17 protein-coding genes and 2 pseudogenes are annotated in these 21,292 nt (G+C 63.5%); 14 read left to right on the forward strand and 5 right to left on the reverse strand.

What is annotated here, in order from left to right; genetic code table 11:
* The first annotated feature begins 112 nt into the window (after positions 1–112).
* The 11 genes and pseudogenes from cobO (at position 113) to L9B60_RS18145 (ending at position 9,560) form a co-directional block, all read left to right on the forward strand.
* Positions 113–724 carry a cob(I)yrinic acid a,c-diamide adenosyltransferase gene (gene cobO, locus L9B60_RS18095; protein ID WP_249672120.1) on the forward strand — a complete coding sequence of 204 codons (612 nt, stop codon included), beginning with the start codon at positions 113–115 and terminating at the stop codon, positions 722–724.
* On the forward strand, positions 721–2,034 hold the full coding sequence (locus tag L9B60_RS18100) for a cobyrinic acid a,c-diamide synthase CobB (RefSeq protein ID WP_249672121.1): 1,314 nt from the start codon (positions 721–723) through the stop codon (positions 2,032–2,034). The genes cobO and L9B60_RS18100 overlap by 4 nt, the downstream gene beginning before the upstream one ends.
* Positions 2,027–2,677, forward strand: coding sequence for a 5,6-dimethylbenzimidazole synthase (gene bluB / locus L9B60_RS18105; protein ID WP_249672122.1), 651 nt, complete (start codon positions 2,027–2,029; stop codon positions 2,675–2,677). Before L9B60_RS18100 ends, bluB begins: the two co-directional genes overlap by 8 nt.
* Positions 2,674–3,582: an adenosylcobinamide-phosphate synthase CbiB gene (gene cbiB, locus L9B60_RS18110; protein WP_249672123.1), complete on the forward strand. Its 909-nt coding sequence runs from the start codon at positions 2,674–2,676 to the stop codon at positions 3,580–3,582. Before bluB ends, cbiB begins: the two co-directional genes overlap by 4 nt.
* Positions 3,575–4,567 (forward strand): threonine-phosphate decarboxylase CobD, encoded by a 993-nt coding sequence (gene cobD, locus L9B60_RS18115; protein ID WP_249672124.1) that lies wholly within the window; start codon positions 3,575–3,577, stop codon positions 4,565–4,567. The genes cbiB and cobD overlap by 8 nt, the downstream gene beginning before the upstream one ends.
* Positions 4,564–6,036: a cobyric acid synthase gene (locus tag L9B60_RS18120; RefSeq protein WP_249672125.1), complete on the forward strand. Its 1,473-nt coding sequence runs from the start codon at positions 4,564–4,566 to the stop codon at positions 6,034–6,036. The genes cobD and L9B60_RS18120 overlap by 4 nt, the downstream gene beginning before the upstream one ends.
* Positions 6,024–6,546, forward strand: a pseudogene (gene cobU / locus L9B60_RS18125) (bifunctional adenosylcobinamide kinase/adenosylcobinamide-phosphate guanylyltransferase). Before L9B60_RS18120 ends, cobU begins: the two are co-directional and overlap by 13 nt.
* Positions 6,543–7,598: a nicotinate-nucleotide--dimethylbenzimidazole phosphoribosyltransferase gene (gene cobT / locus L9B60_RS18130; protein WP_249672126.1), complete on the forward strand. Its 1,056-nt coding sequence runs from the start codon at positions 6,543–6,545 to the stop codon at positions 7,596–7,598. The pseudogene cobU and the gene cobT overlap by 4 nt, the downstream one beginning before the upstream one ends.
* Complete coding sequence (cobC, locus tag L9B60_RS18135) at positions 7,595–8,170, forward strand: alpha-ribazole phosphatase family protein (protein ID WP_249672127.1); 576 nt, start codon at positions 7,595–7,597, stop codon at positions 8,168–8,170. The genes cobT and cobC overlap by 4 nt, the downstream gene beginning before the upstream one ends.
* Positions 8,171–8,172: 2 nt before the next feature.
* The gene (locus tag L9B60_RS18140; RefSeq protein WP_249679770.1) at positions 8,173–8,892 is read left to right on the forward strand and encodes an adenosylcobinamide-GDP ribazoletransferase; all 720 of its coding nucleotides are present in this window, start codon (positions 8,173–8,175) and stop codon (positions 8,890–8,892) included.
* A gap of 116 nt (positions 8,893–9,008) precedes the next feature.
* Positions 9,009–9,560, forward strand: a complete 552-nt coding sequence (locus tag L9B60_RS18145; RefSeq protein WP_249672128.1) for a glutathione peroxidase — start codon at positions 9,009–9,011, stop codon at positions 9,558–9,560.
* Between the two features lie 67 nt (positions 9,561–9,627).
* Here L9B60_RS18145 and L9B60_RS18150 read toward each other — a convergent pair whose 3' ends face one another.
* From L9B60_RS18150 to L9B60_RS18160, 3 genes are all read right to left on the reverse strand, one after another.
* Positions 9,628–10,899, reverse strand: a complete 1,272-nt coding sequence (locus L9B60_RS18150; RefSeq protein WP_249672129.1) for an OmpP1/FadL family transporter — start codon at positions 10,897–10,899, stop codon at positions 9,628–9,630.
* A gap of 145 nt (positions 10,900–11,044) precedes the next feature.
* Positions 11,045–11,527: a hypothetical protein gene (locus L9B60_RS18155; protein ID WP_249672130.1), complete on the reverse strand. Its 483-nt coding sequence runs from the start codon at positions 11,525–11,527 to the stop codon at positions 11,045–11,047.
* 274 nt (positions 11,528–11,801) lie between these two features.
* A complete protein-coding gene (locus L9B60_RS18160; RefSeq protein ID WP_249679771.1) occupies positions 11,802–12,026 on the reverse strand; it encodes a hypothetical protein in 225 nt (74 codons plus the stop codon).
* A 1,241-nt stretch (positions 12,027–13,267) separates the two neighbouring features.
* On the opposite strand from L9B60_RS18160, the gene L9B60_RS18165 reads away from it, so the two are divergent.
* The gene (locus L9B60_RS18165) at positions 13,268–14,644 is read left to right on the forward strand and encodes a DNA recombination protein RmuC (RefSeq protein ID WP_249679772.1); all 1,377 of its coding nucleotides are present in this window, start codon (positions 13,268–13,270) and stop codon (positions 14,642–14,644) included.
* Here L9B60_RS18165 and L9B60_RS18170 read toward each other — a convergent pair.
* Positions 14,615–18,089, reverse strand: a pseudogene (locus tag L9B60_RS18170) (hybrid sensor histidine kinase/response regulator). The gene L9B60_RS18165 and the pseudogene L9B60_RS18170 sit on opposite strands and share 30 nt — an antisense overlap.
* 107 nt (positions 18,090–18,196) lie before the next feature.
* Positions 18,197–18,742: a TetR/AcrR family transcriptional regulator gene (locus L9B60_RS18175; RefSeq protein ID WP_249672131.1), complete on the reverse strand. Its 546-nt coding sequence runs from the start codon at positions 18,740–18,742 to the stop codon at positions 18,197–18,199.
* Between the two features lie 91 nt (positions 18,743–18,833).
* On the opposite strand from L9B60_RS18175, the gene L9B60_RS18180 reads away from it, so the two are divergent.
* Together L9B60_RS18180 and L9B60_RS18185 are read left to right on the forward strand one after the other, a co-directional pair.
* The gene (locus L9B60_RS18180; RefSeq protein WP_249672132.1) at positions 18,834–20,015 is read left to right on the forward strand and encodes an MFS transporter; all 1,182 of its coding nucleotides are present in this window, start codon (positions 18,834–18,836) and stop codon (positions 20,013–20,015) included.
* A gap of 105 nt (positions 20,016–20,120) precedes the next feature.
* Positions 20,121–21,278 carry a TDT family transporter gene (locus tag L9B60_RS18185; protein ID WP_249672133.1) on the forward strand — a complete coding sequence of 386 codons (1,158 nt, stop codon included), beginning with the start codon at positions 20,121–20,123 and terminating at the stop codon, positions 21,276–21,278.
* The last annotated feature ends 14 nt before the right edge of the window (positions 21,279–21,292 follow it).

The following is a 21,292-nucleotide window of genomic DNA, read 5'->3' on the forward strand; positions in this document are numbered from 1 at the left end:
TCAATTCTTCTGTCGCGCGGGTGAGAGCGGCATTGACGATTGTGCGCTGCACCCGGCCGGGTAGCGGTGTCTCGTCGATGCCCCCTGCGCGCAGGTGTAGCGGAGCGCTGCGATGAGTGAATCCCAGGAACGTGACGAGCGCCATGTGGCGCGCATGTTGCGCAAGAAAGCCATAATCGATGAACGCATCGCCAACTCGCCCAACGAGTGCGGGCTGATGCTGGTGCTCACCGGCAACGGCAAGGGTAAAAGCAGCTCGGCCTTCGGCATGCTGGCCAGGGCCATGGGCCATGGCCTACAGTGCGGCGTGGTGCAGTTTATCAAGGGCCGCAACAGCACCGGCGAAGAGCTGTTTTTCCGCCGCTTCCCCGAGCAGGTCAGCTACCACGTGATGGGTGAAGGCTTTACTTGGGAAACCCAGGATCGCCAACGCGACATCGCCGCCGCGCAGGCGGCCTGGGAAGTGTCATGCCAGCTGTTGCGCGACCCGAGCATCGGCTTGGTGATCCTCGACGAACTGAACATCGCCCTCAAACACGGCTACCTGGACCTTGACCAGGTGCTGGCCGATTTGCAGGCGCGCCCGCCGATGCAACACGTGATTGTCACGGGGCGCGGGGCCAAGCCTGAAATGATCGAGCTGGCCGATACCGTGACCGAGATGGGCATGCTCAAGCACGCCTTCCAGGCCGGTATTCGTGCCCAGAAAGGGATCGAGCTGTGAGTGATGCGCGACATTGCCCGGCGGTGCTGATTGCCGCACCGGCGTCTGGCCAGGGCAAGACCACCGTCACCGCGGCGCTGGCCCGTTTGCATCGCAACCAGGGCCGCAATGTACGCGTGTTCAAGTGCGGCCCAGACTTCCTCGACCCCATGATTTTGGAACGTGCCAGCGGCCACCCGGTGTATCAGCTGGACCTGTGGATGGTGGGCGCCGAGGAAAGCCGTCGGTTGCTGTGGGAGGCGGCCGGCGAGGCCGACCTGATCCTGATCGAAGGGGTGATGGGGCTGTTTGACGGCACGCCGTCCAGCGCCGACCTGGCGCGCCACTTTGGCGTGCCCGTGTTGGGCGTGATCGACGGCACCGCCATGGCCCAGACGTTTGGCGCGCTGGCCCTGGGGCTGGCGCGCTACCAGCCAGACCTGCCGTTTGCCGGCGTGCTGGCCAACCGCGTCGGCACCCTGCGCCACGCGCAACTGTTGGAAGGCAGCCTGACTGAAGGCTTGCGCTGGTACGGCGCGTTGTCGCGCGAGACGGGTATCGAACTGCCCAGCCGCCACTTGGGCCTGGTGCAGGCCAGCGAACTGAATGACCTGGACGTACGCCTGGATGCCGCGGCGGCGGCGTTGGCCGAGAGCTGCGAAGTGGCCTTGCCGCCGGCCGTGACTTTCGCCGCGCCGACCGTGGTGCCGGCCGAGCCATTGTTGGCCGGCGTGCGCATTGCCATTGCCCGCGACGAAGCCTTCGCCTTTACCTACGGCGCCAGTCTCGACCTCTTGGCCGCGATGGGCGCGCACCTATCATTCTTCTCGCCGATCCACGACCGCGAACTGCCGCCCTGTGACAGCCTGTACCTGCCCGGTGGTTACCCGGAACTGCACCACGCCGTGCTGGCGGCCAACACGCCGATGCTGGCGGCCATCCGCGCTCACCATCAGGCCGGCAAACCTTTATTGGCCGAATGTGGTGGCATGCTCTACTTGCTGGATGCGCTGACCGACGTCGACGGCCAGCGCGCCGAACTGCTGGGGTTGCTGACCGGTGAAGCGGTGATGCAGAAACGCCTGGCGGCCCTGGCCTTGCAGAGCGTGGTGTTGCCGGAAGGCTTGCTGCGGGGGCACACCTACCATCACTCGCTGACCGCCACCAGCCTGGAGCCGATCGCCCGTGGCGTCAGCCCCAATGGCGGTCGCGGCGCAGAAGCGGTGTACCGCGATGGGCGCCTGACGGCGTCGTACGTGCACTTCTATTTCCCGTCCAACCCGGCGGCCATCGCGCGCTTGCTGGCGCCCACGAGCACCCTTGATGACTGACCAGGCTTACAGCGAGGCCGAGCGCGCGGCCCTTTACCGGGTGATCAGCGAGCGCCGTGACATGCGCCACTTTATAGGTGGCAGCGTGGCCCCTGAGCTGCTCGCGCGCCTGCTGGAGGCCGCGCATCACGCGCCCAGTGTCGGGTTAATGCAGCCCTGGCGTTTTATCCGCATCAGCGACCGTGACTTGCGCGGCAAAATCCAGGGGTTGGTGGAGGAGGAGCGAGTACGCACCGCCGAGGCCCTGGGTGAGCGCTCCGACGAATTCATGAAGCTCAAGGTCGAAGGCATCAACGACTGCGCCGAGGTGCTGGTCGCCGCCTTGATGGATGATCGCGAGCGACATATTTTTGGTCGGCGCACCTTGCCGGAAATGGACATGGCCTCGCTGTCCTGTGCCATCCAGAACCTCTGGCTTGCGGCCCGCGCCGAGGGCCTGGGCATGGGCTGGGTGTCGCTGTTCGAGCCGCAGGCCCTGGCCGATCTGCTGGGTTTGCCCGCAGGGGCCAAGCCGTTGGCGGTGTTGTGCCTGGGGCCGGTTGCAGAGTTCTACCCGGCACCCATGCTGGTGCTGGAGGGCTGGGCCACCGAGCGGCCGCTCAGTGAATTGCTGTACGAGAACCAGTGGGGGGTTAAGCCGTGAGCGTGGCGTTACTGACTGTCGCCGGCGTGGCGCTGGATGCCCTGTTCGGCGAGCCCCAGCGGCGTCATCCGTTGGTGGCCTTCGGGCGCCTGGCCAATCGCCTGGAAAAGCGCTTCAACACCGATGGTCGCGGCTGGCGCAGCCATGGCGTCACGGCTTGGGTGCTGGCGGTGGTCCCATTGACCCTGTTGGTCACGTTGCTGTCGTGGCTGCCGTATATCGATTGGCTGGTGGACATGCTCGCGCTGTATTGTGCACTGGGCCTGCGCAGCCTGGGCGAGCACGTGGAGCCGGTGGCCCAGGCATTGCGCGGTGGCGACCTGGCCGAGGCGCGCAAGCGTGTCGGTTACCTGGTCAGCCGCCAGACCGACGAGCTGGGTGCCACCGCCGTGGCCCGCGCTGCCACCGAGTCGGTGCTGGAAAACGGCAGTGACGCGGTGTTCGCGGCGATCTTCTGGTTTGCCGTGGCTGGCGCACCCGGCGTGGTGCTCTACCGCCTGAGCAACACCCTGGACGCCATGTGGGGCTACCGCAACGAGCGCTTCGAGCGCTTTGGCTGGGCGGCCGCGCGTATCGACGACGTGCTCAATTACATCCCCGCAAGGTTGGTAGCCCTGACCTACGCGCTGCTGGGCAAAACCCGCCTGGCCCTGCAATGCTGGCGCCAGCAAGCCCCGGCCTGGGACAGCCCCAACGCCGGCCCGGTGATGGCGGCCGGTGCCGGTGCCTTGGGCGTGGAGCTGGGCGGCCCGGCGATCTACCACGGCGAGTTGCACCAGCGGGCCAGCCTGGGCGAAGGCCCGGCGGCCGACGCCGGCTCCATCGACCGTGGCTGGCAATTGGTGCAGCGCGGCGTATGGTTGTGGCTGTTGATTCTGTGTGTGGGAACTGAATTTTATGCTTGAACACGGTGGCCGCCTGCGCCTTGCCGCGCAGCAGTACGGTATTGCCGAAGCCGATTGGCTGGACCTTTCCAGTGGCATCGCGCCCTGGTCTTTTCCGATCCCGGCGATCCCTGATCGCGCCTGGGCACGCCTGCCGGAAACCGACGACGGCCTTGAACAGGCCGCTTGCGTCTATTACGGGGCGCCACGGGTATTGCCGGTGCCGGGCTCGCAGTGCGCGATCCAGCTGCTGCCGCGCCTGCGCCGTGGTGGCAAGATCGGCGTGCTCTCGCCGTGCTACGCCGAGCATGCCGAGGCTTGGCGCCGGGCGGGCCACGTGGTGCGCGAGATCAATGAAAGCGAGGTGGATTTCTTTCTCGACAGCCTCGACGTGCTGGTGCTGGTGAACCCCAACAACCCGACCGGCCGCCACCTGCCGCCCGAGCGCATGCTGGAGTGGCACGCGCGGCTGGCCCAGCGCGGTGGCTGGCTGGTGGTGGACGAAGCATTCATGGACAACACCCAGGACCAAAGCCTGGCTGCCCACACCGAGCGGGTCGGGCTGATCGTGCTGCGTTCGTTCGGCAAGTTTTTCGGCCTGGCCGGGGTGCGCCTGGGGTTTGTGCTGGCCGAGCGCAAATTGCTGCAATTGCTCGCCGAGCAAGTAGGCCCATGGGCCGTCAGTGGCCCGACCCGGGTGCTGGGCCAGGCGTGCCTGCAGGACGTGGCCGAACAGCAGCGAATGATCGAGCGCTGCGCCTTGGCCAGCACGCGCCTGGCGGCGTTGCTTGGCCGTTTCGGCCTGGGGCCCCAAGGCGGCTGCGCGCTGTTCCAGTGGTCGGTGACTGAGCGCGCCGAAGCACTGCACGACTACATGGCTCGGCGCGGCATTCTGTTGCGCCTGTTCGTGGCCAGCAGCAGCCTGCGTTTCGGCCTGCCGCACACGGCCGGCGACTGGCAGCGCCTGGAGCAGGCTTTTAGCGAATATCGCAAGGAATACCCATGACCACCCTGATGGTGCAAGGCACCACCTCCGATGCCGGCAAGAGCACCCTGGTGACCGCGCTGTGCCGTTGGCTGACCCGCCAGCAGGTGCGCGTGGTGCCGTTCAAGCCGCAGAACATGGCCCTCAACAGCGCCGTGACCGCCGATGGCGGCGAGATTGGCCGCGCCCAGGCCGTGCAGGCCCAGGCCGCGTACCTGGCGCCGCATACCGACATGAACCCGGTGCTGCTCAAGCCCAACAGCGACACCGGCGCACAAGTGATCATCCACGGCCGTGCGGTCACCACCATGAACGCCGTGGCCTACCACGACTACAAGGCCATCGCCATGCAGGCGGTGCTGGCTTCGCACCAGCGCTTGAGCGCGGCCTACGACGTGGTGATGGTGGAGGGGGCCGGTTCCCCGGCCGAGATCAATCTGCGCGCCGGCGACATCGCCAACATGGGCTTCGCCGAAGCGGTGGACTGCCCGGTACTGTTGATTGCCGACATCAACCGCGGCGGGGTGTTTGCCCACCTGGTCGGCACCCTGGAGCTGCTGTCGCCCAGCGAGCAGGCGCGGGTCCAAGGGTTCATCATCAACCGGTTCCGGGGCGACATTGCGCTGCTGCAACCGGGCCTGGACTGGCTGGAGCAGCGCACCGGCAAACCGGTGATCGGCGTGCTGCCTTACGTGATGGACCTGCACTTGGAAGCTGAGGATGGCTTGGACCGGCGCCAGTCCGACAAGGCCGCGCAGGTACTCAAGGTGATCGTGCCGGTGCTGCCGCGCATCAGCAACCACACCGATTTCGATCCGCTGCGCTTGCACCCGCAGGTGGATTTACAGTTCATCGGGCCGGGCGAGCGCATCCCGGCAGCCGACCTGATCATTTTGCCGGGCTCCAAAAGCGTGCGCAGCGACCTTGCCTACTTGCGCGCCCAGGGTTGGGAGGCGGCCATCAGCCGCCACTTGCGCTACGGCGGCAAGGTGCTGGGTATCTGCGGTGGCCTGCAGATGCTCGGCGAGCAGCTGCACGACCCGTTGGGCCTGGAAGGGGCTGCCGGTTCCAGCCCGGGCCTGGGCCTGCTGGCATTCGACACCACCCTGGAGCGCGAGAAACAGTTGCGCAACGTGCGTGGGCGGCTGGTGCTGGAAGACGCCGAGGTCAGTGGCTACGAGATACATGCCGGCGTCACCCGTGGGGCGGCGCTGGCCTGGGCCGCGGTGGTGCTGGAGGACGGTCGCCATGACGGTGCCATGAGCGCCGACGGCCAAGTCATCGGCACTTACCTGCACGGCCTGTTCGAATCCCCGGCCAGCAGCAGCGCGCTGCTGCGCTGGGCTGGCCTTGAGAACGTGCAGGCAGTCGATTACCACGCCTTGCGTGAGCTGGACATCGAGCGCCTGGCCGACCTGGTGGAGCGCCACCTGGATACGGCCCGCCTGGGCCAGCTGTGCGGGTTGGAGGCGTTGGCATGCAGCAACTGATTCTGGGCGGGGCGCGCTCGGGCAAAAGCCGCCTGGCTGAAAAGCTGGCCATGGAAACCGGGCTAAGCGTCACCTACATCGCCACCAGCCAAGCGCTGGACGGGGAGATGAACGAGCGGGTGCAACTGCACCGCGAGCGTCGCCCTGACGAATGGGGGCTGGTGGAAGAGCCCCTGGCGCTGGCCCGAGTATTGCGTGAACACGCCACGGCCGAGCGCTGCCTGTTGGTGGATTGCCTGACGCTTTGGCTGACCAACCTGTTGATGCTCGATAACCCCGAACGCCTGGTGGCCGAGCGAGAGGCGCTGTTGCAGTGCCTGGCGACGCTGCCCGGTGAAATCATTTTTGTCAGCAACGAGACCGGTCTTGGCGTGGTGCCGCTGGGTGAACTGACCCGCCGCTACGTCGGATGAAGCCGGCTGGTTGCACCAAGCCTTGGCCGAACGCTGCACCCGCGTGGTGCTGACCGTGGCCGGGCTGCCCCTTACTTTGAAAGGATCCGCACTATGAGCAATGCCTGGTGGCTGCAACCTTGTCAGCCCGTTGACGAAAGCGTTCATGAGCAAGCCCTGGAGCGACAACGACAGTTGACCAAGCCTGCCGGTTCGCTCGGCCAACTGGAAGATGTCGCGGTGAAATTGGCCGGCTTGCAAAAACAGCTCAAGCCCTGTGTGGACAACGTCTGGATCGGTATTTTTGCCGGCGACCACGGCATCGTCGCCGAGGGTGTTTCGCCTTTTCCGCAGGAAGTCACCGCGCAAATGCTGCTCAACTTCGTCAATGGCGGGGCGGCGATTAGCGTGCTGGCACGGCAGTTGAACGCCACGTTGGAGGTGATTGACCTGGGCACCGCGACCTTGACCGAGGACATGCCAGGTGTGCGCCACGAGCGCGTCGGCCCCGGTACGCGCAACTTTGCCCAGACCACTGCCATGACCCATGAGCAGGGCTTGCAAGCATTGCAGGCCGGCCGTGAAAGTGCGCTGCGTGCGCATTCTGCCGGCGCCCACCTGTATATCGGTGGTGAGATGGGCATCGGCAATACCACCTCGGCCGCGGCCCTGGCGTGTGCGCTGCTCAATTGCCCGGTCAGTGACCTGACGGGGCCCGGCACGGGCTTGAACCCCGAAGGGGTCAGCCACAAGGTGCAGGTGATTGAGCGCGCGCTGGCGACCCACGCGCAGTTGCCTGAAGATCCCCTGCAGCGGCTGTTCTGCTTCGGTGGCTTTGAAGTGGTGGCGTTGGTGGGCGCGTACCTGGCGAGCGCCCAGGCCGGTGTCGCGGTGCTGGTCGACGGTTACATTTGCACCGTGGCGGCGCTGGTTGCCACCCGCTTGAATCCGTCGTGCCGTGCCTGGCTGCTGTTCGGCCACCGTGGCGCCGAGCCTGGCCATCGGCATGTGCTCGAGGCCTTGCAAGCCCTGCCACTATTAGACCTGGGGTTGCGCCTGGGCGAGGGCAGTGGTGCGGCGCTGGCCGTGCCGATGCTGCGCCTGGCGTGCGACCTGCACGGGCAAATGGCGACGTTCGCCGAGGCGGCCGTGGCTGATCGCGCGCAATGACCTTGCACCTGGACCTGCTGCGCCATGGCGAGACCGAACTGGGCGGCGGCCTGCGTGGCAGCCTGGATGACGCCCTGACCGCGCAGGGCTGGGCGCAGATGCGTGCGGCGGTGGCGGTGGCCGGCCCATGGGATCGCCTGGTCAGTTCGCCATTGCAGCGCTGCCGGTTGTTTGCCGAGGAGTTGGCGGCCCAGTTGGGGTTGCCCTTGAGCTACGAGCCGCATTTGCAGGAGCTGCATTTCGGTGAATGGGAAGGGCGAAGTGCCGCTCAATTAATGAAAACCGACGAGGCCGGGCTGGGTCAATTCTGGTCAGACCCCTATGGTTTTACCCCGCCGGGTGGCGAGCCGGTCGAGGCGTTTTCCGCCCGCGTGCTGGCCGCCATCGAGCGCCTGCACGCAGCCCACGCGGGTGAGCGGGTCTTGCTGATCAGCCATGGTGGGGTGATGCGCCTGTTGCTGGCCCGGGCACGCGGCTTGCCCCGTGAACAGCTGCTGCAGGTCGAAGCCGCCAATGGCAGCCTGTTTGCCTTGGCCGTCGAGGCTGATGGCGTGCTGCGCGAGCCGGCTTGAGCATGTTGCCTTTCTGGATCGCCCTGCAATTTCTCAGCAGCTTGCCGGTAAGCCTGAGCGGCATGCCAGCGCCCCAGGCCATGGGCCGCTCGCTGCTGTTCTATCCACTGGTGGGCCTGGTGTTCGGTGGCGTGCTGCTGGCCCTGAACGCCCTGTTGGGCGGGGCGCCGCTGTACTTGCATGGCGCCCTGCTGCTCAGCGCCTGGGTGCTGCTCAGTGGCGGTTTGCACCTGGATGGCTTGGCCGATAGCGCCGATGCCTGGCTGGGCGGCTTTGGCGACCGCGAGCGCACCCTGCAGATCATGAAAGACCCGCGCAGCGGCCCCATCGCGGTGGTGACCCTGGTGCTGGTACTGTTGATCAAGTTTTGTGCAATGCTGGCGGTGATCGAGTCGGGGCACACGCTGATTCTGCTACTGGCGCCGGTGATCGCTCGCAGTGCGATGCTCGGGCTTTTTCTGTGCACCCCCTACGTGCGCGCCGGCGGGTTGGGCCAAGCCTTGGCCGATCACCTGCCACGCACCGCGGGCAAGCTTGTCCTGTGCGTCGTGGCGCTGGCCTGTGCACTGCTGGGCGGGGGGTGGGTGGTGTTGGTTGCGGCCGCAGGCTTCTGCTGGCTCAGGCACCTGATGTGCCGCCGGCTGGGCGGCGCCACGGGTGATACGGCAGGGGCATTGCTTGAGCTGCTGGAAGTGGCTGTTTTGGTGGCCTGGGCAGTGTGAAATCCTTTTCGCGGACAAGGGCGTGTCTCCTGTAGGAGCGGATTTATCCGCGAACCAGACGACACCTTTCCAAAGGCATACACTGGCCCTGAAGCCCCTGCCCAAGGACATCCATCATGCTCAAGCGCTGGTTAGCCATCCCCCTATTGTTACTCGCCGGCAGTGCCCCTGCCTGGGCCGCCGACTGCCCCGAACTATTGCAGGGCGAACTGACCCAGTTGCGCAGCAAGCAACAGATCGACCTGTGCCAGCGGTTCGCCGGCAAGCCGCTGGTAGTGGTCAATACCGCCAGCCACTGTGGTTTTGCCCCGCAATTCGATGGCCTTGAAGCGATGTACAAACGCTACAAAGGCCAGGGCCTTGAAATGATGGGCGTGCCGTCCAACGACTTCAACCAGGAAGACAAGGACCTCGCCGTGACCCAGAAGGTCTGCTACGCCAACTACGGCGTGACCTTCACCATGACCCAGCCACAGCCGGTGCGTGGCAGCGATGCGACGCACCTGTTCAAAGTGCTGGCCGAGCAGAGCAGCGCACCGAAGTGGAATTTCTACAAATACGTGGTGGACCGTCAGGGCAGGGTGATTGCCAACTTCTCCAGCCTGACCAAGCCGGATGACCCGGAGTTCGTCGCAGCGGTTGAAAAGGCCATCGCTTCCAAGCCTTGAGCCCCGGCAGGCAATGAAAAACCCCGCCTAGGCCCTAGGCGGGGTTTTTCATGCAGCGTCGGTTCTATCAGAAGCGATAGGTAACCGAAGTACCAAAACCGCTGGCGCTGTTTTTGTACTTGGAGCTGTAAGCCCCTTTGGAAGCGTTGACGTCATTGACGCGCACTTCCTCTTCCCACAGGTAGGAGTAGGCCAGGTCAACGGTGACGTTATCCACCGGCGTCCAGCCAGCACCAAAGCTGATGGCCGTGCGGTCGCCCGTCGGGATGCGCGGCGAACGGTTGGTGTTATTGGTAGGCGACTGGTCAACCGACAAGCCGGTACGCAGTACCCATTGTTTGTTCAACTGGTAGGACGCGCCAATGGCGTGGGCCCAAGTGTCGTGCCAATTCTGTTCTTCGGTGATGGTGTTCAGCGTGCCGCCCAGGCGTGGGCTGACCCCGCTGTTTTCCACGGTGATGTCTTTCAAGCGGCTCCAGCGAGTCCAGGTGCTTCCCACATACAGAGTCCAGTCATCGTTCAACTGGTGGGTGACCGAGAAGTCGACCGACTCAGGAGTGGTCAGGTCCAGTTTGGCGTCGTAGCTCTGACCGCTCAAGCCGGCCAGGGCGAAGGTGCCCCCGGAGACCTTGGTGTCGCCATCCAGGTGGTAAGCGACCTTGGAATGGTAAGTCATGCCGACGCGGGTGCGGTCGGTGGCCTGGATCAGGATACCGGCGTTGAAACCGATCGCGGTGTCGTCACCGTTGATCTTGACCTTGCCGTCGTTGCGGCCCAGGGAGCTGGTGGTCAGCGTTTGGGAGGTCAGTTCGCCGTCAATGCGGTTGATGGTCGGGCCGAAACCGATCGATACCTTGTCGTTGAAGGCATAGCTGACGGTAGGCTGGAAAGTCATGACCGAAACCTTGCTCTTGTTGGCAAAGTAACGGCCGGCAAAGTCGCTGCCGTAGTCGGTGATCAGGCCATAGGGCACGTAAAAGCCCAGGCCGAATGCCCAATGCTCATCGATTGGTTTGACGTAGTAGCCCATTGGCACGGTCGTGACGGGGACCATGTCGCCGTCTTCCTTGCCGCCAAACGTGCTGCGGGTGTCACTGATGTCGGTCTTTGCGACGATAGTGGCAGCCCCCACGCTGACCTGTTCTTGCTTGAGTCGCGACATACCGGCAGGGTTGCCATACACGGTACTGGCATCATCGGCAGAAGAGGAGCGGCCGGCGAAACCGGTACCCATGCCGCTGATGCTTTGTTCGTTGATGGCGAAGCCACTAGCAAACAATTGCGAAGATGCAAGTGTAACAGCGAGGCTAAGTGTGGTCTTGAGCATTACTTTTTTCATTATTAGAACTCCTTGTGATCACCGGATCGGAAATTACCAACATTTTTGCCGCAGCGCTATAGCCTGTAACACAGGAGATAGAGCGGTTTTGTAGGACAATCCGACCAAGATCCAGTGCTTATCCAGGTTGTGAATGGCTGCTCAATCAGCTGGCCAATGGTTGCAGGGCTGTTACACAGGTTGCCCAGGCGGCGGTGAAATCCCTTAAACGGCCCTGTGGCTGGAAGGTTTGGCGCCATATTCTCGCCATGCCAAGTACATCATCGGCATCCGGCAAGGGCGTGTTTTGCTCTTCGATCAACAGCCAGGCGATGGCCGTTGCGTAACGCAGGTTAACGGTCAATTCGATGTGCGGGCCACTTAAAAAAGCATGTTGGCTGGCAAGGCCTCGCACCAGGCTGGCCAGATCGGGGTCGTGGGCCAGGTAGTGGTCCCAGAGGGCGTTGTGTCGGGTTTCGCCGATTCGGTACAGGCCGTGGCCGCGTCGATCGTGCAGCGCCGAGCCCAGGGCCGATTGGCTGGCGGCAATGCCCAGCAACAGCGCCTCGGCAGTCGGGCAGTCGCGCCCCAGGTAAATCAGGGTAGGGCGGATCACGTACTGGCTCAGTTCGCAGGCGGCGATTCCCATAAAGCCCTCTGACTTCAATATGGCCGGCAGGGCCTTGGCGCTTGGCAGCAGTGAATCGGTCAGGCCCGCCGGAAGCGGGGTAAGCCGCTTGAATTGAAGTGTAGTGTCATATTTGTGCTGTAAAGGCCTGTTTTTAAATTATTTCCGGTTTCTTACAAAGCTGCATATGCCCTCAGGTTTTTAAAAACAGGTAGGCCTAGGGCTAGGCCAGCAAGAACGAGCGGCCATAAAAAAGCCCCGTTCGAGACGGGGCTTTGGGTGATGCGCTACGCAGTCAGGCAACCAAGGCCTGACGGGTACGATCGATCACGGCCTGCAGCGGTTCGGCGCTGGAGTATTGTTCCGGGTACAGGCGTTCGCTGTGCCGGGCAATACCGTGTTCGTTGACGATCGTGAAGCTGAAGCAACCTTTGCGAGCGGCCATGATCAGGCAGTTCATTGGTGCAAAGGCGGAAGTCAGGGTGCGAATGGCATCTTGAGTGTGGATATGAGTCATTATTGGATGTTCCTGCAAAAGACACAGATCTGATCTGTGCGCACTAAAAACGTTCCAGTAACGCGGGCCACCATTGGCCGGACGAAGAACCTGACTGGAACAAAGCAGCCAGTGGTAAGCGCATTCAATATGTGGCGCTTGGGCTGACTGGTAGGTACTTAGGAGGTCAGGCAACACACCGGAGCAAAGGTTCACTGCTCGCTAGGTGAAGATCCTGATCAATCGGCAGGTTGGTTCGGTCAGAGTAAAGGGCTTTAAAGCCTTCTTCGCAGACTGTTCGGTAACAGTGGAAGTTTTACCTGGAAACCATCGAGTAGGCCGGGGTCCTTTGTTTCAGCGGGGGTCTGCTTTGCTGCAGTCGCCGCGCTGGAGGACGTGTCGGCCAAAAATTGACTTTCGACTTGGTACTAACCTGATCAATACTACCCAAGCTTATCGAGATAGGCAAGCATTTTTTAAGATGATTTGGCAATAGGTAAAGACGAAAACGATAGGCGATTTGTATCGAGGGGCGCTGAAGCTGAAAAATGGCTAATCATTGCGTTGCAATACGACAGCAGACCAGTTTGCCTGTTTTAATCGACCTTGTGAACCCCATCTGCAGGTCGATTTCATCGAAACGCTTGACTTGCAGAGCAAAAATGGTGCGAGGGTTTGCCTCTGTTTGGGGCGGTTGTGCACATCGTGCCCCTAATGTGTCACGGACCTGAGACGCGACCCTGCACAGACCCCCTAGCCGCCATTCAATTTTTAAGTCAATGAAAAAAAACGCTTTTTTAAACTGGTGAAAAAATCGTCAGTTTGACTGCAAGCCCCATTCTACAGGGGTTTGCGGGGCGTAAAGGGATGTTGTCCACTGAGTTATCCACAGCTTCTGTGGATTGTCCCGAGCGCTTGCTCTAGCACGGGCGTACCGGCTTTTTTCATGTGTCTGACAGGCGCTGTGGAAAATTCTGAAGGCCTGTTCACGGGGTATGTTTCAACCCGAGGCGCGTCAAAAAATATTTTTTGAAATTGCTTGAAAGAGTGCGTCTATCGCACGCCCGCACGGAAAAAAAACGCTACAGTGGCGCGCTTTTACGCAAGCACAGTGCAGACTGTGTGCTTGGCAGGTACCTGATGGAGTCGTTATGGCGTTGGACATGACCAGTGTGTTGTTGGGGCTGCTGATGGCGGCGTTGCCGAGCCTGGGGCTAGCGTGGCAGTTGCAGCGCCGGCTAAGCCGCTTGCAGGCCGACAGCGCGCTGCTGGATGAGCGTTTGAGCACCGCGCAGATGGCCCAGGACGGCTTGAGCGCGCAACTGGATGCCTGCCGTGACGAGATCAGCGACCTGGGCCAGGCCAATGGCGCCAAGCAGGCCGAACTGGCCGCCCAGCGCCGTGAGCTCGAGATGCTCCAGGTTGAACGCGACAATGCCCGCGACGCTGCCCATGCCTGGTCGATCGAGCGCGCCGCCAAGGAGTCGGAGCTGCGCCATCTGGGCGCGCAGTGTGCCGGCCTGAGCGCCGAACTGCGTGAGCAGCAGGACAGCCATCAGCAACGTCTGACCGACCTGCAGGGCTCGCGTGATGAACTGCGCGCGCAGTTTGCCGAACTCGCGGGCAAGATCTTTGATGAGCGCGAGCAGCGCTTTGCCGAAACCAGCCAGCAGCGCCTGGGGCAGTTGCTCGACCCCTTGAAGGAGCGGATTCAGTCGTTCGAGAAGCGGGTCGAGGAAAGCTACCAGCAAGAGGCTCGCGAACGCTTCTCCCTGAGCAAGGAGTTGGAGCGCCTGCAACAACTCAACCAACGCCTGAGCGATGAGGCTACCAACCTCACCCAGGCGCTCAAGGGCCAGAAAACCCAAGGTAACTGGGGCGAGCTGATTTTGGAGCGGGTGCTGGAGCACGCGGGCCTGGAGAAGGGGCGCGAATACCAGACCCAGGTCAACCTGAAAGGGCCCGATGGCGAGCGCTTCCAGCCCGACGTGCTGATCATGCTGCCCGGCGACAAGCAAGTGGTGGTGGACTCCAAGGTCAGCCTCACGGCCTACCAGCAGTACATTGCCGCCGATGACAAAGACATTGCCCAGGCCGCGCTCAAGCAGCACGTGCTGTCATTGCGCAACCATGTCAAAGGTTTGTCGGGCAAGGATTACAACCGCCTGGAGGGCCTGCATAGCCTTGATTTCGTCTTGCTGTTCGTGCCCATCGAGGCCGCGTTTGCGGCGGCGTTGCAGGCCGAGCCCAACCTGTTCCAGGAAGCCTTCGACCGCCAGATCGTCATCGTCAGCCCTACCACGCTGCTGGCCACGTTGCGGGTCATCGACAGTTTGTGGAAGCAGGAACGCCAGAGCCAGAATGCCCGCGAGATCGCCGAACGCGCCGGTTGGCTGTACGACAAGTTCGTCTTATTCATTCAAGATCTGGACGAGGTTGGCAACCGCTTGCAGCAATTGGACAAAGCCTACAGCGCGGCCCGCAACAAGCTGACCGAGGGGCGCGGCAACCTGGTCAGCCGCAGCGAGCAGCTCAAGCTGTTGGGCGCGCGGGCCAGCAAAAGCCTGCCGGCCGACCTGCTGGAGCGGGCCATGACCGACGCCGACGGCGTGTCAATTCCGGCTGAGGTGCCGGTTGAGTAAGGCCCGCAACGCGGCGGGCTTGACCGGCTTGGCCAGGTAGTCCAACCCGGCGGCATGCACGTTGGCCAGCACCTCGGCGCGGCCATCGGCGCTGATTACCATGCCGGGCACTGGCTGGCCCAGGCGCATGCGCAACCACCCCATCAATTGCGGGCCAGTATCGCCAGCGTCCAGGTGGTAGTCGATCAGAACCAGGTGCGGGCGCACGCCCGCGTCCAGCCAGGCGACGACCTCATCGCGGTTGCGCGCCGTCCACACCTCGCACCCCCAGCGGCTGAGCAGGCTTTGCATGCCCAGCAAGCATGCTGTCTTCATTGTCGATGCACAGGATGCCCAGGCCCGCGAGGTTTTGCCCGGTGCTGGGCGCCAAGCGTGGCGCGGGTGCAGGTTCGGCGCTGGCCAGTGGCACAAGCACGCTGAACACGCTGCCCTTGCCCGGCCACGAGCGCACCTGCAATGGGTGGCCGAGGATGCGGCACAAACCGTCGGCGATCGCCAGGCCAAGGCCCAGGCCTTTTTCGGCGCGGGTCTGGTGGCTGTCCAGGCGCTTGAACTCCTCGAAGATGACTTGAAGTTTGTCATCAGGGATGCCCGGGCCGCGGTCCCAGACTTCCAGGCTCAATGCGTTGTGCTTGCGCCGCACGCCCAGCAGGATCGGCCCTTTGCCGTAGCGAAAGGCGTTGGTCAGGAAATTCTGCAGGATGCGCCGCAGCAGCTTGGCGTCGCTGTCGATACGTAGCCCGGTGCCCTGCACGTGAAAGTCCAGGCCTTGTTGCTGGGCCAAGGCGGTGAACTCGACACCGAGGATGTCGAACAGCTCGTTGACCGCGAAGGGCTTGCGGTCTGGGGTGATCTTGCCGTTTTCCAGGCGCGAGATGTCCAGCAGGTCGCTGATCAGGTCTTCCACCGAGCGTAATGAACTGTCCATGTGCTGCACCAATTGCCGCGCTTCGGCCGACAGCCCGTCGCCTTGGTGCGAGAGCGCGGCAGAAAATAATCGGGCGGCGTTCAGGGGTTGCATCAGGTCATGGCTGACCGCGGCCAGGAAGCGCGTCTTGGATTTGCTGATGGCCTCGGCGGTGCCCTTGGCCTCGGTCAGTGCCAGGTTTAACTGCGACAGCTCGTGGGTGCGTTCGGCGACCCGCTGCTCCAGGCTCTCGTTGGATTCCTTGAGGGCCTGCTCGGCCTCGCGGAACGCGGTGATGTCGGTAAAACTCATGACGAAGCCGCCGCCGGGCATGGGGTTGCCGATCAGTTCGATCACCCGGCCATTGGGGAACAGCCTTTCGGAGGTGTGCGCGCGGCCCTGGCGCATCCAGTGTAGGCGCCGGGCCACGTGCACTTCGGCCTCACCGGGGCCGCACAGGCCACGCTCAGCGTTGTAACGGATGATGTCGGCAATCGGCCGCCCCACGCTGATCAGCCCATCGGGGTAGTTGAACAACTCCAGGTAGCGGCGATTCCAGGCCACCAGGCGCAACGACTGGTCGACCACGCTGATGCCCTGGGTGATGTTTTCGATGGCGCCTTGCAACAGGGCGCGGTTGAACTGGAGCACTTCGCTGGCTTCGTCGGCGATACGCACGACATCTTCCAGCTGCATGTCGCGGCCTTCGATGGCTGCCTTGACCACCGCACGGGTCGACGAGGCGCCCAGCACACCGGCCAGCAGGCGTTCGGTGTGGGCGATCCAGTCACTGTCGGCATTCTGGTTGGGGTTGAAACCCTTACCTTGGCGATAGGCGAAGCGGATGAAGCTTTGCCGTGCGCGCTCTTCACCGACGAAACGCGACGCCAGTTGCAACAGGTCATCGATTTGCACCGCCAGCAGCGGCCGGCTGCCGGGGCGTGCCGGGGTTTGCTGGCCGATGAAGCGCCCGGCCTGCCAGTGTTCCGACACCCGCGTGCGCGACAGCACCGAAACCCATGCAAACAGGATGAAGTTGCCGGCCAGCGACAGCACCACGCCCTGGGTGAGCGGGGTGATGGGCAGGTTGAGCGGGTTGCCGTGCAGCCAGGTCAGGCCCGGGAAGGTCTTGAGCGGCCACCCCAGGCTGTGGGCGAAAATCGGCAGGATCAGCGTGTAAAACCAAAGGAAAGTGCCCGCCGCAAGGCCGGCGAACACGCCGCGGCGGTTGGCCTGCTTCCAGTACAGCGCGCCGAGCATGGCCGGGGTCAGTTGGGTGACGGCGGCGAAGGCGATCTGGCCGATGGTCGCCAGGCTCGCGGTGTTGCCCAGCAAGCGATAGCACACGTAGGCCAGCAGCAGGATCACCACGATGCTGACCCGGCGCACGGTCAGCATCCAGTGGCGGAACAGCTCGAACGGGCGCTCGGAATTGTGCCGGCGTAGCAACCAGGGCAGCAGCATGTCGTTGGACACCATGGTCGACAGGGCCACGCTGGCGACAATGACCATGCCGGTGGCGGCCGACGCACCGCCGATGAATGCCAGCAAGGCCAGCGCCGGGTGCGCCTCGGCCAGGGGCAGGCTGATGACGAAGGAGTCGGGGATCACCGAGTCGGGCAGCAGCATTTGCCCGGCCAGGGCGATGGGTACCACGAACAGCGCGGCCAGGATCAGGTAGGCTGGAAACACCCAGCGCGCCAGGCGCAGGTCTTGCGGGTCACTGTTCTCCACCACGGTGACGTGAAACTGGCGCGGCAGGCAGATGATCGCCATCATCGCCACGCCCGTCTGCACCACCATGGACGGCCAGTTGATGGTTTCCTGCCAATAGGTTTCCAGGCGTGGGGCGATTTCGGCCTGGTTGAGCAGATCGCCGAAGCCGTCGTACAGCCCGTAGGTGACGAACGCGCCAACCGCCAGAAAGGCGAACAGCTTGACCAATGCCTCGAACGCGATCGCCAGGACCATGCCGCGGTGGTGTTCGGTGACGTCCAGGCTGCGGGTACCGAACACGATGGTGAACAGCGCCAGTATCAGCGACACCACCATGGCCGTGTCCTGCACGCGCGAGCCGGTGGCGTCGGCGCTGGCGCCGATCAACAGGTTGACCCCCAGCACGATGCCCTTCAGTTGCAAGGCAATGTAGGGCAGCACGCCGACCAGGCAAATCAGCGCCACCACCACGGCCAGGGTTTGCGACTTGCCGTAGCGCGCGGCAATGAAGTCGGCGATGGACGTGATGTTTTCCTGCTTGCTGATCAGCACCATCTTTTGCTGCACCCACGGTGCAAACACCATCAGCAGTACGGGGCCCAAGTAGATCGGCAGGAATGACCAGAGCTGTTCGGCGGCCTGGCCCACGGCACCGAAGAAGGTCCAACTGGTGCAGTACACCGCCAGCGACAGGCTGTACACCCAGGCCCGCAACCGAGGGGGCAGGGGCGTGCCGCGGCGGTCGCCGTAAAAGGCGATGGCGAACATGACGGCCATGTAGGCCAGGGCGACGGCGGCGATCAGCCCGCTGGACAGCGACATCTGGGGACTCCGGGGGTAGCAGGGTGGCGCGGTGAACGTGTTCGCGATCCATCAGTCTGGCACGAAGCCACGCCGTTCGTCAGCGCCGACCAAGGTCTGACTGCGGCCTATCGCCCCAGGCTCAAGTCCACGAACCCATGAATCTGCTCGACACTGGGTGGCGCCTCGGCAAACAAGGTGCGGTAAACGATGGGTGACACGATCAGGTTCAGCAGGTGATCGGTGCTTGGGGTTTGCTCATCGCGAGCCTGGGCGCGCACGATGATGCTCTGCAACTGCCCGCGCAGCACCGAGGCGCATTGGCTGGAGCAACCGCTGCTGATGAAGTCGCGCATCATGTTGCGCCCAGGCTCGGAGGTCATTTCGTCCAGGTACTGTTCGGCCCAGGCCACCAGGTCGCCGCGCAGGCTGCCGGTGTCGGCCGGGTCGGTGTCTGGGCGCAGGCGGGCGAGGGTGACGTCGGCCAGCAGCGCCGACAGTTCGCCCCAGCGCCGGTAAATGGTCGACGGCGTGACGCCTGCGCGCGCCGCGATCATGGGCACGGTCAGGTCGTCGCGCTCCTGTTCAATGAGCAGGGCGCGCACGGCGGCGTGCACCGATTCTTGCACGCGGGCACTGCGGCCGCCCGTGCGGATACCTTCTTTAATAGCCATGGCTTAGACCTTAACACAAAGCGTTTGCTTTAAGCGTGATGGGGGTGCAGACTCTGTTAACGCAAAAAAGTAGCTTTTGTGGAGCATGCTCATGATACCTGTCTTTTCTCATCGCACCAGCCTGACCTACCTGTCGGTGGTGTTGTTGACCTTTTTGGCCGCCTCCAGCGCGCCGACGCCCTTGTACCACCTGTATCAGGAGACCTGGCAGTTCTCACCCGCCATGCTCACCCTGGTCTTTGGCGTGTACGCCTTGAGCCTGTTGGTGGCGTTGCTGACAGTGGGGGCCTTGTCGGACTACATCGGTCGCCGGCCGGTGCTGCGCGCAGCCTTGTTGCTGAACATGGTCTCCATGCTGCTGTTTATCTACGCCCATGACGTGGGCTGGTTGCTGGCCGCGCGCATCCTGCAAGGGTTTGCCACCGGCATGGCGACCAGCTCCCTGGGGGCTGCGCTGTTGGACAACGACCGGCAAAAAGGCCCGCTGCTCAACAGCCTGGCGCCTTTGCTGGGGATGGCCGTGGGCGGTCTGGGAGCTGGGCTGCTGGTGGAATATGCGCCGCAACCGATGCACCTGACCTACGAAGTGCTGCTGGGCCTTTTGGCCGTGCAGGCGATTTTGCTGGTGTGCTTGCCGGAGAGTGTCAGTGCCCAACCCGGGGCCTGGGCTTCGTTGCGGCCCAAGCTGAGCATCCCGTCGCAGGCGCGGGCAGCAGTGTGGCGCATGTTGCCAGTGAACATGGCGGTGTGGATGACCGGTGGTTTCTTCCTCTCGCTGGCACCGTCGCTGGTACGCGCAGCGACGGGGTCCACCTCCAACCTGCTGGGCGGTGCCTTGGTCGCGACCCTGACCTTGAGCGGCGCGGCGGCGATCTATGGCTTGCGCAACACGCCCGCTGAAAAATCCCTGACCCTGGGCGCGATGCTGCTGGCCACTGGGGTCGCAATGGTGTTGGTGGCGGCCGACACGGCAACCCTGAGCCTGTTCTTTATCGGTGCGGTAGTGGCCGGCGCGGGCTTTGGTTCGGGCTTCCTGGGCGCGGCGCGCAGTGTATTGCCGCTGGCGCACGCCCATGAACGGGCCGGTTTGATGGCGACCTTTTATGTGCTCAGCTACCTGGCTTTTTGCGTGCCAGCGATCTTGGCCGGGTTTATGGTGCGCAGCGCCGGGCTGATCGAAACCAGCAATGGCTACGGCCTGCTGCAAATCCTGTTGTGCAGCGTCGCGTTGTTCGGCATGTGGCGGCGCCGCGCGACGCGGGCGCTGGCTTGAATCGCATATCGGTTAAATCTATGGGTTATAGAGAAATTACCCGTTTAGTAGATATTCGAAAGGGGCCTACCATGGCCTGACCTCACACGAGGACAGGAGACCGCCATGCAACGCCCCGTATTCACGGCCACCCGGCCGTTCAGCCAACTGCAGCACCCCCGCGAAGTGATTCGCCAATTCACCCCCAACTGGTTTGCCGTGGTGATGGGCACCGGGGTGCTGGCCCTCGCCTTGTCGCTGATGTCACCCACGTGGCCCGCAGTGCACGCGTTGGCGCGCGGGCTGTGGTTGCTTGGCATGGCGCAATTCGTGCTGTTTTCGGCGCTGTACCTGGCGCGCTGGGTGTTGTTTTTTGACGAGGCGCGGCGCATTTTCGGCCACTCCACGGTGTCGATGTTCATTGGCACCATCCCCATGGGCCTGGCCACGTTGCTCAACGGGTACTGGTTGTTCGGCCTGCCGCAGTGGGGCGATGGCGCCGTGCCGCTGGTCGAGGCGCTTTGGTGGCTGGACGTGGGCATGGCGCTGCTGTGCGGCGTGGGCATTCCGTTTTTGATGTTTACCCGCCAGGCCCATAGCATTGACCAGATGACTGCGGTCTGGCTTTTGCCGGTGGTGGCCGCCGAAGTGGCCGCGGCCAGTGGCGGGTTGCTGGCGCCGCACCTGGCCGACCCGGCGGCGCAGTTGCGCGTGCTGGTCACCAGTTACGTGCTGTGGGCCTTTTCGGTGCCGGTCGCGTTCGCCATCCTCACCATCCTGCTGCTGCGCATGGCCTTGCACAAACTGCCCCATGAAAACATGGCCGCTTCGAGTTGGCTGGCATTGGGGCCGATTGGTACCGGTGCGCTGGGCATGCTGGTATTGGGGGCCCATGCGCCGCAGGTGTTCGCGGCCAACGCGGTCCTGCCGGTGGTGGGCCAGGTGGCCCAGGGCCTGGGCGTGATCGCGGCCATCAGCCTGTGGGGCTTTGGCCTGTGGTGGATGCTGCTGGCGGTACTGATCACCTTGCGCTACCTGCGCAGCGGCATCCCCTTCAACCTGGGCTGGTGGGGCTTTATCTTCCCGTTGGGCGTTTACACCCTGGCCACGGTGCGCCTGGGCGAGGTACTGCACATGAGCTTCTTCACGGTGGTGGGGCAGGTGTTGGTGGTGGTGTTGGCGTTGATGTGGCTGATGGTGTTTGGCAAGACCGTGCGTGGGGCCTGGCGGGGGGAGTTGTTTGTTTCTCCATGCATCAGTGTCGCTAAATGTCAGCGCAGTTGAGTACTCTAGCGTCG

It is taken from the genome of Pseudomonas abieticivorans, assembly GCF_023509015.1.
GTDB lineage: Bacteria > Pseudomonadota > Gammaproteobacteria > Pseudomonadales > Pseudomonadaceae > Aquipseudomonas > Aquipseudomonas abieticivorans.

Excerpts from the sequence above, each read along its gene's own strand:
- cobO (WP_249672120.1), top strand. The coding sequence starts at position 113 with ATGAGTGAATCCCAGGAACGTGACGAGCGCCATGTGGCGCGCATGTTG.
- bluB (WP_249672122.1), top strand. The coding sequence starts at position 2,027 with ATGACTGACCAGGCTTACAGCGAGGCCGAGCGCGCGGCCCTTTACCGG.
- cobD (WP_249672124.1), top strand. The coding sequence starts at position 3,575 with ATGCTTGAACACGGTGGCCGCCTGCGCCTTGCCGCGCAGCAGTACGGT.
- L9B60_RS18120 (WP_249672125.1), top strand. The coding sequence starts at position 4,564 with ATGACCACCCTGATGGTGCAAGGCACCACCTCCGATGCCGGCAAGAGC.
- cobT (WP_249672126.1), top strand. The coding sequence starts at position 6,543 with ATGAGCAATGCCTGGTGGCTGCAACCTTGTCAGCCCGTTGACGAAAGC.
- cobC (WP_249672127.1), top strand. The coding sequence starts at position 7,595 with ATGACCTTGCACCTGGACCTGCTGCGCCATGGCGAGACCGAACTGGGC.
- L9B60_RS18140 (WP_249679770.1), top strand. The coding sequence starts at position 8,173 with ATGTTGCCTTTCTGGATCGCCCTGCAATTTCTCAGCAGCTTGCCGGTA.
- L9B60_RS18145 (WP_249672128.1), top strand. The coding sequence starts at position 9,009 with ATGCTCAAGCGCTGGTTAGCCATCCCCCTATTGTTACTCGCCGGCAGT.
- L9B60_RS18150 (WP_249672129.1), bottom strand. The coding sequence starts at position 10,899 with ATGAAAAAAGTAATGCTCAAGACCACACTTAGCCTCGCTGTTACACTT.
- L9B60_RS18155 (WP_249672130.1), bottom strand. The coding sequence starts at position 11,527 with ATGGGAATCGCCGCCTGCGAACTGAGCCAGTACGTGATCCGCCCTACC.
- L9B60_RS18175 (WP_249672131.1), bottom strand. The coding sequence starts at position 18,742 with ATGGCTATTAAAGAAGGTATCCGCACGGGCGGCCGCAGTGCCCGCGTG.
- L9B60_RS18180 (WP_249672132.1), top strand. The coding sequence starts at position 18,834 with ATGATACCTGTCTTTTCTCATCGCACCAGCCTGACCTACCTGTCGGTG.
- L9B60_RS18185 (WP_249672133.1), top strand. The coding sequence starts at position 20,121 with ATGCAACGCCCCGTATTCACGGCCACCCGGCCGTTCAGCCAACTGCAG.